This window comes from Cupriavidus sp. 01T418 (genome assembly GCF_056398885.1).
The window spans coordinates 292,035-305,411 of the sequence record NZ_JBFTQG010000002.1 but is presented as its reverse complement, the minus strand read 5'-3'; the positions used below and the strand labels follow the sequence as shown (position 1 = coordinate 305,411).

Annotated in this window: 14 protein-coding genes; 5 read left to right on the top strand and 9 right to left on the bottom strand. The window is 64.7% G+C overall.

Translation table 11 applies throughout. The features are described 5' to 3' along the window. Positions 1–15 precede the first annotated feature (15 nt). The 3 genes from iscR to AC1DQ3_RS03495 all read right to left on the bottom strand — a co-directional run bounded on the left by iscR (position 16) and on the right by AC1DQ3_RS03495 (position 3,275). Complete coding sequence (iscR, locus tag AC1DQ3_RS03505; RefSeq protein ID WP_477118778.1) at positions 16–570, bottom strand: Fe-S cluster assembly transcriptional regulator IscR; 555 nt, start codon at positions 568–570, stop codon at positions 16–18. A gap of 80 nt (positions 571–650) precedes the next feature. Further along, positions 651–2,735, bottom strand: a complete 2,085-nt coding sequence (locus AC1DQ3_RS03500; protein ID WP_477118777.1) for a site-specific recombinase — start codon at positions 2,733–2,735, stop codon at positions 651–653. Positions 2,736–2,783: 48 nt separating this feature from the next. Further along, the gene (locus AC1DQ3_RS03495) at positions 2,784–3,275 is read right to left on the bottom strand and encodes a low molecular weight protein-tyrosine-phosphatase (protein WP_477118776.1); all 492 of its coding nucleotides are present in this window, start codon (positions 3,273–3,275) and stop codon (positions 2,784–2,786) included. Between the two features lie 50 nt (positions 3,276–3,325). Between AC1DQ3_RS03495 and AC1DQ3_RS03490 the strand changes: the two genes are divergently transcribed. Beyond that, positions 3,326–3,841 carry a hypothetical protein gene (locus AC1DQ3_RS03490; RefSeq protein WP_477118775.1) on the top strand — a complete coding sequence of 172 codons (516 nt, stop codon included), beginning with the start codon at positions 3,326–3,328 and terminating at the stop codon, positions 3,839–3,841. Between the two features lie 46 nt (positions 3,842–3,887). On the opposite strand, the gene AC1DQ3_RS03485 is transcribed toward AC1DQ3_RS03490, so the two are convergent. Then, entirely contained in the window at positions 3,888–4,187 is a 300-nt protein-coding gene (locus AC1DQ3_RS03485) for a putative quinol monooxygenase (RefSeq protein WP_477118774.1), read from the bottom strand. 82 nt (positions 4,188–4,269) lie between these two features. After that, positions 4,270–6,369, bottom strand: coding sequence for an excinuclease ABC subunit UvrB (gene uvrB, locus AC1DQ3_RS03480; RefSeq protein ID WP_477118773.1), 2,100 nt, complete (start codon positions 6,367–6,369; stop codon positions 4,270–4,272). Between the two features lie 157 nt (positions 6,370–6,526). Between uvrB and AC1DQ3_RS03475 the strand changes: the two genes are divergently transcribed. Then, entirely contained in the window at positions 6,527–7,723 is a 1,197-nt protein-coding gene (locus tag AC1DQ3_RS03475; protein WP_477118772.1) for an amino acid aminotransferase, read from the top strand. Positions 7,724–7,789: 66 nt separating this feature from the next. On the opposite strand, the gene AC1DQ3_RS03470 is transcribed toward AC1DQ3_RS03475, so the two are convergent. After that, positions 7,790–8,005: a hypothetical protein gene (locus tag AC1DQ3_RS03470; RefSeq protein WP_477118771.1), complete on the bottom strand. Its 216-nt coding sequence runs from the start codon at positions 8,003–8,005 to the stop codon at positions 7,790–7,792. Between AC1DQ3_RS03470 and AC1DQ3_RS03465 the strand changes: the two genes are divergently transcribed. Continuing rightward, positions 8,004–9,245 carry a polyhydroxyalkanoate depolymerase gene (locus AC1DQ3_RS03465; protein ID WP_477118770.1) on the top strand — a complete coding sequence of 414 codons (1,242 nt, stop codon included), beginning with the start codon at positions 8,004–8,006 and terminating at the stop codon, positions 9,243–9,245. The genes AC1DQ3_RS03470 and AC1DQ3_RS03465 overlap by 2 nt on opposite strands. Before the next feature lie 69 nt (positions 9,246–9,314). Here AC1DQ3_RS03465 and AC1DQ3_RS03460 read toward each other — a convergent pair whose 3' ends face one another. Continuing rightward, positions 9,315–9,956 (bottom strand): TetR/AcrR family transcriptional regulator, encoded by a 642-nt coding sequence (locus tag AC1DQ3_RS03460; protein WP_477118769.1) that lies wholly within the window; start codon positions 9,954–9,956, stop codon positions 9,315–9,317. Between the two features lie 151 nt (positions 9,957–10,107). Here AC1DQ3_RS03460 and rsxB point away from each other — a divergent pair, with 151 nt between their 5' ends. Next, positions 10,108–10,899 carry an electron transport complex subunit RsxB gene (gene rsxB, locus AC1DQ3_RS03455; RefSeq protein WP_477118768.1) on the top strand — a complete coding sequence of 264 codons (792 nt, stop codon included), beginning with the start codon at positions 10,108–10,110 and terminating at the stop codon, positions 10,897–10,899. After that, on the top strand, positions 10,896–11,540 hold the full coding sequence (nth, locus tag AC1DQ3_RS03450) for an endonuclease III (protein WP_477118767.1): 645 nt from the start codon (positions 10,896–10,898) through the stop codon (positions 11,538–11,540). Before rsxB ends, nth begins: the two co-directional genes overlap by 4 nt. Positions 11,541–11,621: 81 nt before the next feature. On the opposite strand, the gene AC1DQ3_RS03445 is transcribed toward nth, so the two are convergent. Both AC1DQ3_RS03445 and AC1DQ3_RS03440 read right to left on the bottom strand, forming a co-directional pair. Continuing rightward, positions 11,622–12,209: a malonic semialdehyde reductase gene (locus AC1DQ3_RS03445; RefSeq protein WP_477118766.1), complete on the bottom strand. Its 588-nt coding sequence runs from the start codon at positions 12,207–12,209 to the stop codon at positions 11,622–11,624. 84 nt (positions 12,210–12,293) lie between these two features. Continuing rightward, the gene (locus AC1DQ3_RS03440) at positions 12,294–13,235 is read right to left on the bottom strand and encodes a DMT family transporter (protein ID WP_477118765.1); all 942 of its coding nucleotides are present in this window, start codon (positions 13,233–13,235) and stop codon (positions 12,294–12,296) included. Positions 13,236–13,377: the final 142 nt, after the last annotated feature.

Genomic DNA, 13,377 nt, shown 5'->3' with positions numbered 1-13,377 from the left:
CGCCGGCTGCCCGTCTTACGACTGAGCCAGGCTGAAAACCGAATTCACCACCCGCGGACGCGCGGGCTTTTCCTGTTTGTCCGCCTTGCCCAGCGGCACGGCCGCGGCTTGCGCCACCGGCTCTTCGCGCATGTCGTGCAACACCGCGGGAGACTTGGCGCGCTGCTGGTCGACCAGGTTCCTCAGGGAGACGGAATCGAGATATTCGACCATTTTCTGGTTCAGCGTGGCCCACAGCTCGTGGGTCATGCAGCGAGCRGTGCCTTCATCTCCGTTACAATTGCCCTTTCCCCCGCACTGGGTGGCGTCGAGCGGCTCATCGACAGCGATGATGATGTCGGCCACGGTGACGTCCTCTGCCTTGCGGGCAAGGCTGTAGCCGCCGCCCGGGCCACGCACGCTTTCCACGATCTCGTGGCGGCGCAGCTTGCCGAACAGTTGCTCAAGGTAAGAGAGGGATATTTTCTGGCGCTGGCTGATGCCCGCTAGCGTAACGGGGCCCTGATCCTGGCGCATGGCCAGGTCAATCATGGCGGTTACCGCGAAGCGGCCTTTGGTCGTCAGTCTCATGATGCTGGGGAGTACTTGATCATTTTGGTCGAGTATAAGAGAAGTTGACTAAATCGGTCAAGTACCCCTGCCGCATTGCATCAAACCCGCTCCTCTTCCGGCGCCGCCGCGGCTGGCGTGCGCGGCGGCACGATCAGGGACCAGGGGTTTTTCAGGATGCGCTGCCGCACGGCCGCGCTCAATGCGTGACGGTCRACCCGGCGCAGGCTGCGTGAGCGCAACGCCATATTGAAGGCCAGGGCGAAGCTCACCGCCACGTTAAGCAAGCCCATCAGCGCGATGCCCGCCACCGCCAGCCAGAACGACGGCATCTTCAGCACGGCGATGCCCAGCACGCCGATCGAGGTGCCCACCGCCCCCGTCGACAGCGTGACGTGGCGCACTTCCATATGCGGGCCGAAGAAGCTGAGGATCTCCGGCCCCAGCCCCAACAGCAGGCCCAGCGAGACATTGGCCGCGACCCCCGACATGTTGCGCTTCCAGAAATCCGCCATGCGCATGGCCCCCTGCGCGCCCAGCACGTAGCGCAAGCGGCGGTTGTACGCCATCACGTCGTGCACCTTGTGCAGCGCGAACCAGTTGTCGGCCCAGCCCGCCACCAGGCTGGAAAGCCACAGCAGCACGCCGGTAAAGATGGCATAGAGCGGCGTGGGGCCGAGAATGGAAAAGGACTCGATGGTGGCGATCGCCTTGGCCGGTGTGATCAGGTTGGCACCCAGGATGCGATTGACCAGCCACTGGATCGCCAGCGCGATCGGGAACACTGCCGCCAGGTTGCCGAAAATTGCCGCGGCGTTGGAGCGGATCATCGCGATGGTGTCGTCGACAAAGATCTCCCGGCCCTCCGGCTTGCCGACAGCATCGAGCCGGTGCGCCAGCGCCGGGCCGGTCATCGCCGGCTGCTTGGTGGCCAGTGTGAAATGCGCGAAATGAATCACCAGGAAGCTGCCCGCGTAGTTGAGCGAGGCAAGCAGGCCCCCGATGAACTTGTCCAGCTGCAGCCCGCTGAGGAGGAACTTGAGATAGACGGTGCCCACCGTGATCATCCCGCCGCCGGCTGCCGCCTTCATCAGATCGCGGTACTCGCGGCGGTCGCGCGTAATGTAGTGCTCGCCGGTCTCGGCGGAGCGCTCCACCACCTTGCGTGCCAGTTGCGAGAACGAGGTGCCGGCCAGATGGACGATGCTGCGGCGCGCCTGGGTGGAGCGGATCAGCGCGGCGATCAGACGGGCATGCCGGTGGCGCCGCTGCGGCTCGACCCAGGTTGCCAGCAACAGCTCGATGCGCGCAAGCCGCACTTTCATGCGCTCGATCTGGAACACGACCTCCACCGACACGCCATTCTCCTCGAGGTCGTCGTAGACGCACTGGGCCGCCTGGTGGCAGCCATCGAGCAGCGCACGGAAATAGTTGAGGCGGTGCGCGAACGCCTCGCCGCCTTGCTGCGCCGCCTCCTCCTGGCACAAGGCCTCGGCGGCACTGCCCAGGCGATAGAACGCCGTGTCCTGCACCTTGCCCTTGAGCCGCGAGCGGATCGCCTGGCTCAGGCCGGTGGCACGCACCTGGCTGACCAGCACCTGAATGCTGGTGGCCAGCGTGCGGTCGAAACGATCCCACTCGGGCAGCGCGGCGGTATCACCCGCCTCCGGGTCGTCCGTGCGCAGCACCGCGGCCAGGCGGTCGAGCAGGTCGTTGTCCAGCGCCTCGACCCAGTCGGCATCGTTGCCATCGATAAACAGCAGCGCGAACAGCCCCGCCAGATCGCCGCAATTGGGCGGCGGCGGCAGGAAGCGCGCTTGCAGCCGATCGAGCACCTCGCTCCAGAAACCCGGGTGAGACGCCACGCCGGTATCGCAAAGCAAGGTCGTGGGGTCGTTGTCGCGCACCAGCGAACGCACCATGCTGGCAAAGCGACCCGCCATTTCCGGGTTGCGGCCAAGCACCTGCAGCAGGTAGCGCAGCCGCACGTGCTCGCGGCGGCTCTTGTCTGCCGCCACGCCTTCGGCGCCAGGCAGCCCGTCGCGCCGAATCCAGTAGCCCAGCTCGATCAGCCAGCTGTTACGGTCGGCCAGCGGCGCCTCCGGGTCCGCGGCCGCCAGGATTGCGTCGAGTTGCAGGCTGGCATTGCGGGATTCCCGCCATTTGCGGAACAGGGAACGAAACATGAAACCTCGTGAAATGAATGATCCGCTGGAAGCGGTTCGCGCGTCCGATCAGGCCGCGCCGTCCAGCCCCTTTGCGCGCAGCATGGCGACCACGCCATCGCTGGCGTCCTCCACGTAGTCGAGCACGCGCTCGAAGTCGTCGCCCTCTCCATAGTAGGGGTCCGGCACTTCGTCCGCGGCATGCCGGCTGGCGAAGCTCATCAGCAAGCGCAGCTTGTCCCGGCTGCCCGGTGGGCAGATCGCGTGCAACGCTGCGAGGTTGTCGCGATCCATGGCGAGCAACAGGTCGAAACGCGCGAAGTCCTGCACCACCGCCAGTCGCGCGCGCTGCGCGGACAGGTCATAGCCACGGGCCAGCGCATGGCGCTGGGAACGCGCATCCGGCGCCCGCCCTACGTGATAGCCGTGCGTGCCCGCGGAATCCAGTTCGACCAGATCGGCCAGCCCCGCTGATTCCAGCTTGGCACGCATCACGCCTTCGGCAGTGGGCGAACGACAGATATTGCCCATGCAGCACATGAGAATGGCATATTTCTTCATAGGAGTCAGGTACCTGGGGCTCAGCGAGTAGACGCAAATGCAGCCCGAACGTGCAGATGCGCCACAATGAAATCAGCGACTTACAGGGCGGGTTGAACACTTGTGCCGGGCTTTCGCCGATGTTGCAAACCGGATTCTACCCGCTGCCACCGATGCGCTCGGCCGGGGCCGGCAGGCGGCGCGAACGCGATTCGGGGTGGCTGCACCGTGGCAAACAAGGTGACGCAAAGTCGTCACACCCTCATAATCGCGGGGTGAAATTCCACCTCAGCCCCGTCCTCGTATGGCCCATCCTGCTTTGCGCAACGGTGGCCTGCGCCGCTGAGGCCGGCGCGGACGCTTCCTCGGCTTCAGGYTGCGAAAGGCTGCTCTGCGTCGTCCGGCGCAGCCTGGAGGATGAAATCGGCGCGGCATGCCCGGCACCGGCCACGGCATGCGCGGCGCAACGCGAACCGCTGCGCACCATCGTGGATTTCATTGGCAAGCGCCATGCGGACGATGCCGACGCCTGCGAAACCCTGCTGGAAGTGAACAAGCGCTTGCGCGCACTGCCGCCGAAGGGCTAGCCCGCGCCTGCCGCTACTCCTTTGCTTCGCGGTGGCGCGGCGCGGCTCAGGGCAGCTTGGCCGCCAGCACGTCCAGCTTCTCGATGGAAGGCGGTTTGGCGAAGAGGTCCGGCGCCTTGGCCATCAGGGCTGCCGCCACCTTGCCGGAGAGATGGGCCTGGCGTCCGGCCTCATCGGGAAACGCATCGAATATGCCATACAGGGATGGCCCCAGGCGGAGCGCAAACCATGCCGTGGTACCTGTCTCTTCCTGCACCAGCGGCAGGCCGGAGAGCAGGAATTCTTCCACTTCCTTTTCCTTGCCGGGTTTCGCATGCAGCGGAACCCACAGAGCGAACTTGACCATGAGCCATCTCCTCACTACGGACCGGGATTCCAACTATAGACGGTAGCAAGGCCAACGCCTGCATGCGGCAGGCGCATCGCCGTCAGGACGCCGCCGCGGCCGGCGGCAGATGCTCCCCGTCGCCGCTGGCGCCGAACACCTGGCGCTTGAGCTTGGCCAACTGGTCGCGCACCTGCCCGGCCTTTTCGAACTCGAGATTCCTGGCGTGCTCGAACATCTGCTTTTCGAGCCGCTTGATCTCCTTCGCGACCTGCTTCTCGCTCATGTCCTCGTACCTGGCGCGCTCTTCCGCGGCCAGCAGCTCCGCCTTCACCTCACTCGGGTCGTAGACGCCGTCGATGATGTCCTTGATGCGCTTGACCACGCCGCGCGGCACGATGCCGTTGGCCTCGTTGAACGCAATCTGCCTGGCACGGCGCCGCTCGGTCTCGCCGATCGCCCGTTTCATCGAATCGGTCATCCGGTCCGCGTAAAGGATGGCGGTGCCGTTGACGTTACGGGCCGCGCGGCCGATGGTCTGGATCAGCGAACGCTCGGCCCGCAGGAAGCCTTCCTTGTCGGCGTCGAGAATCGCCACCAGCGAGACTTCCGGAATATCCAGGCCCTCGCGCAGCAGGTTGATGCCGACCAGCACATCGAAGGTGCCCAGGCGCAGATCGCGGATGATTTCCACGCGCTCCACGGTATCGATATCCGAGTGCAGGTAGCGGACCTTGACGCCATTCTCGGTCAGGAACTCCGTGAGCTGCTCGGCCATGCGCTTGGTGAGCGTGGTCACCAGCACCCGCTCGCCGATCGCCACCTTCGCGTGGATCTCGGACAGCAGGTCGTCGATCTGCGTGGTCGCCGGCCGCACGTGGATGATCGGATCGACCAGGCCCGTGGGCCGCACCACCTGTTCCACCACCTGGCCCGCATGCTCGTTTTCGTAGTTGGATGGCGTGGCCGAGACAAACATGACCTGCCGCATCTTGCGCTCGAACTCCTCGAACTTGAGCGGACGGTTGTCCAGCGCCGACGGCAGGCGGAAGCCAAAATCGACCAGGGTGGTCTTGCGCGCCCGGTCGCCGTTGTACATGCCGTTGAACTGGCCCATCAGCACGTGCGACTCGTCCAGGAACATCAGCGCGTCGGGCGGCAGGTAGTCGACCAGCGTGGGCGGCGGTTCCCCCGGCCTGGCGCCCGACAGGTGGCGCGAATAGTTCTCGATGCCCTTGCAGAAGCCAAGCTCGGAGAGCATTTCCAGGTCGAAACGGGAGCGCTGCTCCAGCCGCTGCGCCTCCACCAGCTTGTTCTCCTTGTAGAAGAAGTCCAGGCGCTCGCGCAGTTCGACCTTGATGTCTTCGATCGCCCGCAACACGGTTTCGCGCGGGGTCACGTAATGGCTCGACGGATAGACCGTGAAGCGCGGGATCTTCTGGCGCACGCGCCCGGTGAGCGGATCGAAGAACTGCAGCGAATCGACCTCGTCGTCGAACATGTCGACGCGCACCGCCAGCTCGGCGTGCTCCGCTGGAAAGATATCCAGCGTATCGCCGCGCACGCGGAAGGTGCCGCGCTGGAAATCGGTCTCGTTGCGCGTGTACTGCATGGCGATCAGGCGCGCGATCACGTCGCGCTGGCTGATCTTGTCGCCCGTGCGCAGGGTGAGGATCATCTTGTGGTATTCGGACGGGTTGCCGATACCGTAGATGGCGGAGACGCTGGCCACGATGATGGTGTCGCGCCGCTCCAGCAGGCTCTTGGTGGCCGACAGGCGCATCTGCTCGATATGCTCGTTGATCGAGGAGTCCTTCTCGATGAACAGGTCGCGCTGCGGCACGTAGGCTTCGGGCTGGTAGTAGTCGTAGTAGCTGACGAAGTACTCCACGGCATTGCGCGGGAAGAACTCGCGGAACTCGGAATACAGCTGCGCGGCCAGCGTCTTGTTGGGCGCGAACACGATGGCCGGACGCCCCATGCGGGCAATCACGTTGGCCATGGTGAAGGTCTTGCCCGATCCGGTCACCCCCAGCAGGGTCTGGTACGAAAGGCCGTCCTCGACGCCTTCGACCAGCTGGCGAATCGCCTCGGGCTGGTCGCCTGCCGGCAGATAGGGCTGGTAGAGCTGGAAGGGCGAGCCGGGGAAGGTCGCGAACTTCTCTTCATCCAGCGCAGGCGCGACTTCAACGAGATTCGACATAGGCTGGCAAGGGAAAACCTCAGGAAAACGGGCAGATACGCTAGAATCTTGGGGTTGGCGGCCAGGTATCAAGATGGGGGCCGCCCGCACTCCGGAGCGCAGTCCGGAGCATTCTACGCCTTCCCGTTTTGTTACATAGCTGACCACGAGATCCCAAATGAGTTTGTTTTCTGCCGTCGAGATGGCCCCGCGCGACCCGATCCTGGGCCTGAATGAAGCCTTCAATGCCGATACCCGTGCCACCAAGGTCAATCTGGGTGTTGGCGTGTACTTCACCGACGAAGGGAAAATCCCTCTGCTGCGCGCCGTGCAGGAAGCCGAGAAGGCCCGCCTGACCACCGCCACCCCGCGTGGCTACCTGCCGATCGAGGGCATCGCCGCCTACGACCAGGCCGTGCAGACCCTGCTGTTCGGCAAGGAATCGCCGCTGATCAGCGAAGGCCGCGTTGTGACCGCCCAGGCACTCGGTGGCACCGGCGCGCTGAAGATCGGCGCCGACTTCCTCAAGCGCCTGTATCCGGACGCAAAGGTCGCCATCAGCGACCCGAGCTGGGAAAACCACCGCGCCCTGTTCGAGGCTGCCGGCTTCCCCGTGATCAACTATGCCTATTACGACGCAGCCAGCCACGGCCTGAATTTCGCCGGCATGGTGGCGTCGCTGAAGTCGTACGCGCCCAACACCATCGTGGTGCTGCACGCCTGCTGCCACAACCCGACCGGCGTCGATCTCTCGGCCGGACAATGGGAGCAGGTGGTGGAACTGGTCAAGGAGCGCAACCTGATCCCGTTCCTGGACATGGCCTACCAGGGCTTTGCCGATGGCATCGATCCGGACGGCGCCGCGGTGCGCCTGTTCGCCGAATCCGGCCTGCCTTTCTTCGTCTCCAGCTCGTTCTCGAAGAGCTTCTCGCTGTACGGCGAGCGCGTGGGCGCGCTGTCGATTGTCACCACGGGCAAGGAAGAAGCCCAGCGCGTGATGTCGCAGGTCAAGCGCGTCATCCGCACCAACTACTCCAACCCGCCGACCCACGGCGGCACCGTGGTCGCCACCGTGCTGAACAGCCCCGAACTGCGCGCCATGTGGGAGCAGGAACTGGGCGAGATGCGCGAGCGCATCAAGCTGATGCGCCATGCGCTGGTGGACAAGCTGGCAGCCAAGGGCGTGCCGGGCGACTTCTCCTTCGTCAAGGCCCAGCGCGGCATGTTCTCCTACTCCGGCCTGAACTCGGACCAGGTGGACCGCCTGCGCAACGAACGCGGCATCTACGCCGTGGGCACCGGCCGCATCTGCGTGGCGGCGCTGAACAGCCGCAACATCGACGCGGTGGTCGACGCCATCGCCGCCGTGCTGTAATGCGGCAAGCGTAAAGTGGCGGGAAAGGCGACTTCGGTCGCTTTTCCCACTTCTAGCCATATTTTTTTACGTTTTTTTGCGTTTGTCAGCGAGAAGTACAGCGTTTGTCCTATTGTCTTTTTTCAATGCGAGCGTACCTTTCGGTATATGCTGCGTCGCAAGATCCATAGTGCGCATAATCGCCAACACATTAGCAACTCCGTGTTTGTTGTTGATTGCTGTATTTGTAATGTCAAGGCGTTGAATTCCAGCTTCGCCCCCAGCCTGATAGGGACCCGTCATGCTTTACCAGCTGCATGAATTCCAGCGCTCGATGCTGCACCCGCTTACCGCATGGGCGCAGGCTACAGCCAAGACCTTCACCAATCCCCTGAGCCCGATGTCGCTGCTGCCCGGCGCCACGCGACTGGCCGCCGGCTACGAGTTGCTCTACCGGCTAGGCAAGGAATACGAGAAGCCTGGCTTCGATATCAAATCGGTACGCTCCAATGGCAGGGACATCCCGATCGTCGAGCAGACGATCGTCGAGAAGCCCTTCTGCAAACTGGTGCGCTTCAAGCGCTATGCGGACGACCCCGAGACCATCAAGCTGCTCAAGGACGAGCCGGTGGTGCTGGTGTGCGCGCCCCTGTCGGGCCACCATGCCACGCTGCTGCGCGACACCGTGAAGACCTTGCTGCAGGATCACAAGGTCTATGTGACCGACTGGATCGATGCCCGCATGGTGCCTGTCGACGAAGGCCGCTTCCGCCTGTCCGACTACATTCACTACATCCAGGATTTCATCCGCCACATCGGCGCGGAAAACCTGCATGTGATCTCGGTGTGCCAGCCCACGGTGCCGGTGCTCGCGGCCATCTCCCTGCTGGCCTCGGCCGGCGAGAAGACGCCCAAGACCATGACCATGATGGGCGGCCCGATCGACGCACGCCGCAGCCCGACCGCGGTGAATTCGCTGGCGACCAACAAGTCGTTCGAGTGGTTCGAGAATAATGTGATCTACACGGTACCGGCGAATTACCCGGGCCATGGCCGCAAGGTGTATCCGGGCTTCCTGCAGCATGCCGGCTTCGTGGCGATGAACCCCGACCGCCACCTGTCCTCGCACTACGACTACTACCTGAACCTGGTCGAGGGCGATGCGGACGACGCGGAAGCGCATGTGCGCTTCTACGACGAGTACAACGCGGTGCTCGACATGGATGCCGAGTACTATCTCGATACCATCCGCGAGGTGTTCCAGGAGTTCCGCCTGGCCAACGGCACCTGGGAAATCGATGGCATGCCGGTCCGTCCGCAGGACATCAAGGGCACCGCGCTGCTGACAATCGAAGGCGAACTGGACGACATCTCGGGCGCCGGCCAGACGGCTGCGGCGCACGAACTCTGCACAGGGATCGCCAAGGACCGCAAGCAGCACATCACCGCTGCCAAGTGCGGCCATTACGGGATCTTCTCCGGCCGCCRCTGGCGCCAGGAGATTTATCCGGCGCTGCGCAGTTTCGTGCTCAAGTACCACTGAGCGATTGTGCTCCGCCCATGAAAAACGCCCGCTTGCCGCGGGCGTTCTTCATCATGTTTCCCGCCGCAATCAGGCCGGGCGCCGCGCCAGGTAGGAAAGCAGCATATCGGTGTGCAACTCGGCGAAACGTTCGTGCTCGTCCTGTGCCGCCACATCGCGGCCGATCACCGCGCTGATGGTGTAGCGGTTGGACAGCACATAGTAGCCCAGCGCCGAAATGGTCAGGTAGAGCTGCGAAATGTCGACATTGTCGCGGAACACGCCATTCTTCTGCCCGCGCTTGACGATGTCGGCAAGCACATTGACAACCGGGTTGATCAACTGGTGCAACTGCGTCGATTTCTTCAGGTGGCGGGCCTCGTGAAGGTTCTCGCTGTTGACGAGGCGGATGAACTCCGGATTGCGGTAGTACCAGTCCCACACGAAGCGCGCCAGGGTGCGCACGGCAGCCACCGGATCTTCCTCGGTGATATGCAGTTGCTCTTCCGCGGCACGAAATTCCGCGTATTGTTTTTCAAGGACGGCCAGGAACAAGCCCTCCTTGCTGCCATAGTAGTAATAGAGCATGCGCTCGTTGGTCTCGGCACGGCGCGCGATCTGGTCGACGCGGGCGCCGGCCAGCCCACCTTTGGCAAATTCTTCGGTGGCCGCATCAAGGATGCGGCGGCGCGTTCCCTCTGGGTCCCGCTTGGTTCTGGTTTCGTTTCGCATGCGACGGCTGGTGAATCGTTGTGCGGATTATGGCACAGGGCAACGTGCGCGCACCGGCCCCGGCAAAGGGCGCATCATCTCGCGTTTCTGCACTGCGGCGAAATCGGGGATAATCCCTGCCGCGTACTGCCCCGCAAACCCCAAAGCATTCGTGACCGCCAACCGCCCAACCCTCGCCGATCGCCTCGAAGCCCTGCTGCCCCAGACCCAGTGCACCAAGTGCGGTTTCAATGGATGCCGCCCCTATGCCGAAGCCATGGCAGCAGGCGAGGCGGACTGCAACCGTTGCCCGCCGGGCGGGAACGAGGGCATCCGCCGGCTGTCGGCCTTGCTCGGCGCGCCGATGCTGCCCCTGGACCCCGAGCGCGGCGTGGAACAGGCCCGCGCGGTGGCAGTCATCGACGAGGCGCTATGCATCGGCTGCACGCTCTGCATCCAGGCTTGCCCGGTCGATGCCATCGTCGGCGCGCCCAAGCAGATGCATACGGTGCTGGCGGATTGGTGTACCGGCTGCGACCTCTGCGTGGCGCCCTGCCCCGTTGACTGCATCGCCATGGTGCCCGTCACCGCCGACCGCACGGGCTGGGCCGCGTGGTCGCAAGAACAAGCTGACGAAGCCCACGCGCGCTATCTTGCGCGGCGCTCGCGGCTGGTGCGCGAGCGCGAGGAGAACGATGCGCGCCTCGCGGCCAAGGCCGCCGCCAAGCTGGAAGCGCTGCAGGCGCAGAGCGCGCAAAACGAGGAGGAACGGGCGGCGCAGGCGCGAAAGCAGGCCATCATCCAGGCCGCCATCGAACGCGCGCGCCTGAAGCAGCAAGCCGTGAAACCGCGCAATACGGAAAACGTCTCCCCTGCCGTGCAGGCGCAGATCGATACCGCCGAAGCCCGCCGCGCCAAGGCCGGCCTGGGTGAACCCGACCCCAAACCAACCAGGCACCAATGAACGCAGCCAAGTGCCGCGCCTTGTTCGAGACACTGCGCGAAGTCAACCCGGCCCCCGCTACCGAGCTGGAGTACAGCTCGCCGTTCGAGTTGCTGATCGCCGTGCTGCTATCCGCGCAGGCCACCGACGTCGGCGTGAACAAGGCCACGCGCAAGCTATACCCCGTGGCGCACAGCCCACGGCAGATGCTGGACCTGGGCGAGGAAGGGCTGATCGAATACATCAAGACCATCGGCCTGTACAAGACCAAGGCCAGGCATGTCATCGCCACCTGCCGCATCCTGGTGGAGCAGCACGGCGGCCAGGTGCCGCGCGACCGCGCCGCGCTGGAAGCCTTGCCGGGCGTGGGCCGCAAGACAGCCAACGTGGTGCTCAATACCGCGTTCGGCGAAGCTACCATCGCGGTCGACACGCATATCTTCCGTGTCGCCAACCGCACCGGCCTGGCGCCCGGAAAGGACGTGCAGGTGGTCGAGCAGAAGCTGCTCAAGGTAGTGCCGCACGAATTCCTGCACGACGCGCACCACTGGCTGATCCTGCATGGCCGCTACGTCTGCAAGGCKCGCAAGCCCGAATGCTGGCACTGCGTGATCGAGCCGCTATGCGAATACCGCGAAAAGACCGAGGCGCCGCGCATCTGAGCGCAAGCGCGCCGGGCAGGCACAAAAAAACCGCCTGCTGAAGCGGTTTTTTTCACGGTAGCGCCGTGAAGGCGCGGCCGTTCAAACGATGCGGCAGGCTTCGTCGAAGGACAGGCGCGGGCTGCGCGGGAACAGCTTGTCGGCCTCGCCATACCCCAGGTTCACCAGGAAATTGACCGACCACTTGCCGTCGGGGAAGAAGGCAGCATTGACCTTGGCGGCATCGAAGCCAGCCATCGGGCCGCAATCCAGGCCAAGCGCACGGGCCGCCAGGATGAAATAGCCGCCTTGCAGCGAGCTGTTCATCAGCGCATCGCGAGCGATCTTCTCCGGCTGGCCGGCGTACCACGAACGGGCGTCGGCGTGCGGGAACAGCTTGGGCAGCTGGTCGTGGAAGTTGTTGTCGAAAGCGACGATGGCGGTCACCGGGGCCGCGCGCGTCTTCTCGACGTTGCCTGCGGAGACGCACTCGACCAGGCGTGCTTTCTCGGCTGCGCTCTTGACGAAGACGATGCGAGCCGGCGAACCGTTGGCGGCCGTCGGGCCAAACTTCATCGCGTCATAGATCTGGTGGAGCGCGGCGTCGTCCACCTTGCGGTCTTGCCACACGTTGTGGGTGCGGGCTTCCGTGAACAGCTGGGCAATAGCAACCTGGTCGATCGGTTTCATGCGTTCGGTTCCTGAACAAGAGGTGAGAGCAGGATTGTAACGAAATCGCCGCACTTGTCCCGCCAAGCAATTTGAGCGAGGGGTTCAATTCTCTTGCACATCCTGGCTGGTGCTCTTGCGCGTCAGCCACAGCACGCCTGCGAGGATCAGCCCGCCGCCCAGCGCCTGCGTCAGCCCGACGTGCTCCCCCAGCAAAAGCGCTGCCAGCACCACGGTCACCACCGGCTCCAGCGTGGACAGCATCGACGCCCGCGCCGCGCCGAGCCGCTGCAACCCGGCGAAAAAGGTCAGGATGGCCAGCACGGTCGACAGCAATGCGATCGCCAGCAGTGCCAGCCACCCGGCGAAGCCCTGCGGGAACTGCGGCGGCACGCCCGCCCCCGCCCGCATCACGCCCACCGCGACATAGACCACCGCCGCGGCACCGCACACCACGGTGGTGGTCGCCAGGGGATTGACACCCGCCGTAATGCGCGCGCCCACGATGATGTAGACCGAGTAGATCGCGGCCGATGCCAGGCCGAGCGCGATGCCCAGCGCGGAGCCCTGGCCGCCGCCCACGGTCAGCCCCGCCCCGACCGAGCAGAGTACGAGCGCGATCACGGACGCCGTACGCAAGCGCTCCTTGAGGAAAACGGCGGCGAGGATGGTGACGAAGAGCGGATACAGGTAGAGCAGCAAGGCAACCAGGCTGGCCTGGGCATGGTTGAGCGCGGTAAAGAAGCAGAATGACTGCCCGACATAGCCGATGCCCCCCATGGCGGCCAGCGCCAGCACCTTGCGCCAGCCCGGCAGGCTGACCCCGCGCAGGCGCATCGCCACCGCCAGCGCGAGCGCCGCCAGCACGAAGCGCACCGCGAGCAGGCCGTAGACGTCGGCGCCGGCGGCATAGGCAAAGCGCGCGAAGATCGCCATGGCGCCGAAGGCGCTGGCCGACAGCGCGATCAGCAGCACGCCGGCGAACTGCTCGCGGGCATGGTGGATGCTCGGGCGGGCACTGGCGGGGGAAGAATGGGAAGCGGACATGGGGGCGCGCGGAAGAGGGAAAGCCCGGCGGCGCCGGGCAACGCCGCATTCTAGTGGCTGGCGGCCTGAATCGGACAGCGCTGCGCGGGCCAGCCGGCGCTGCGCTGCAGCAACGGGACGGCTCGTTTACAATAGCGGCATC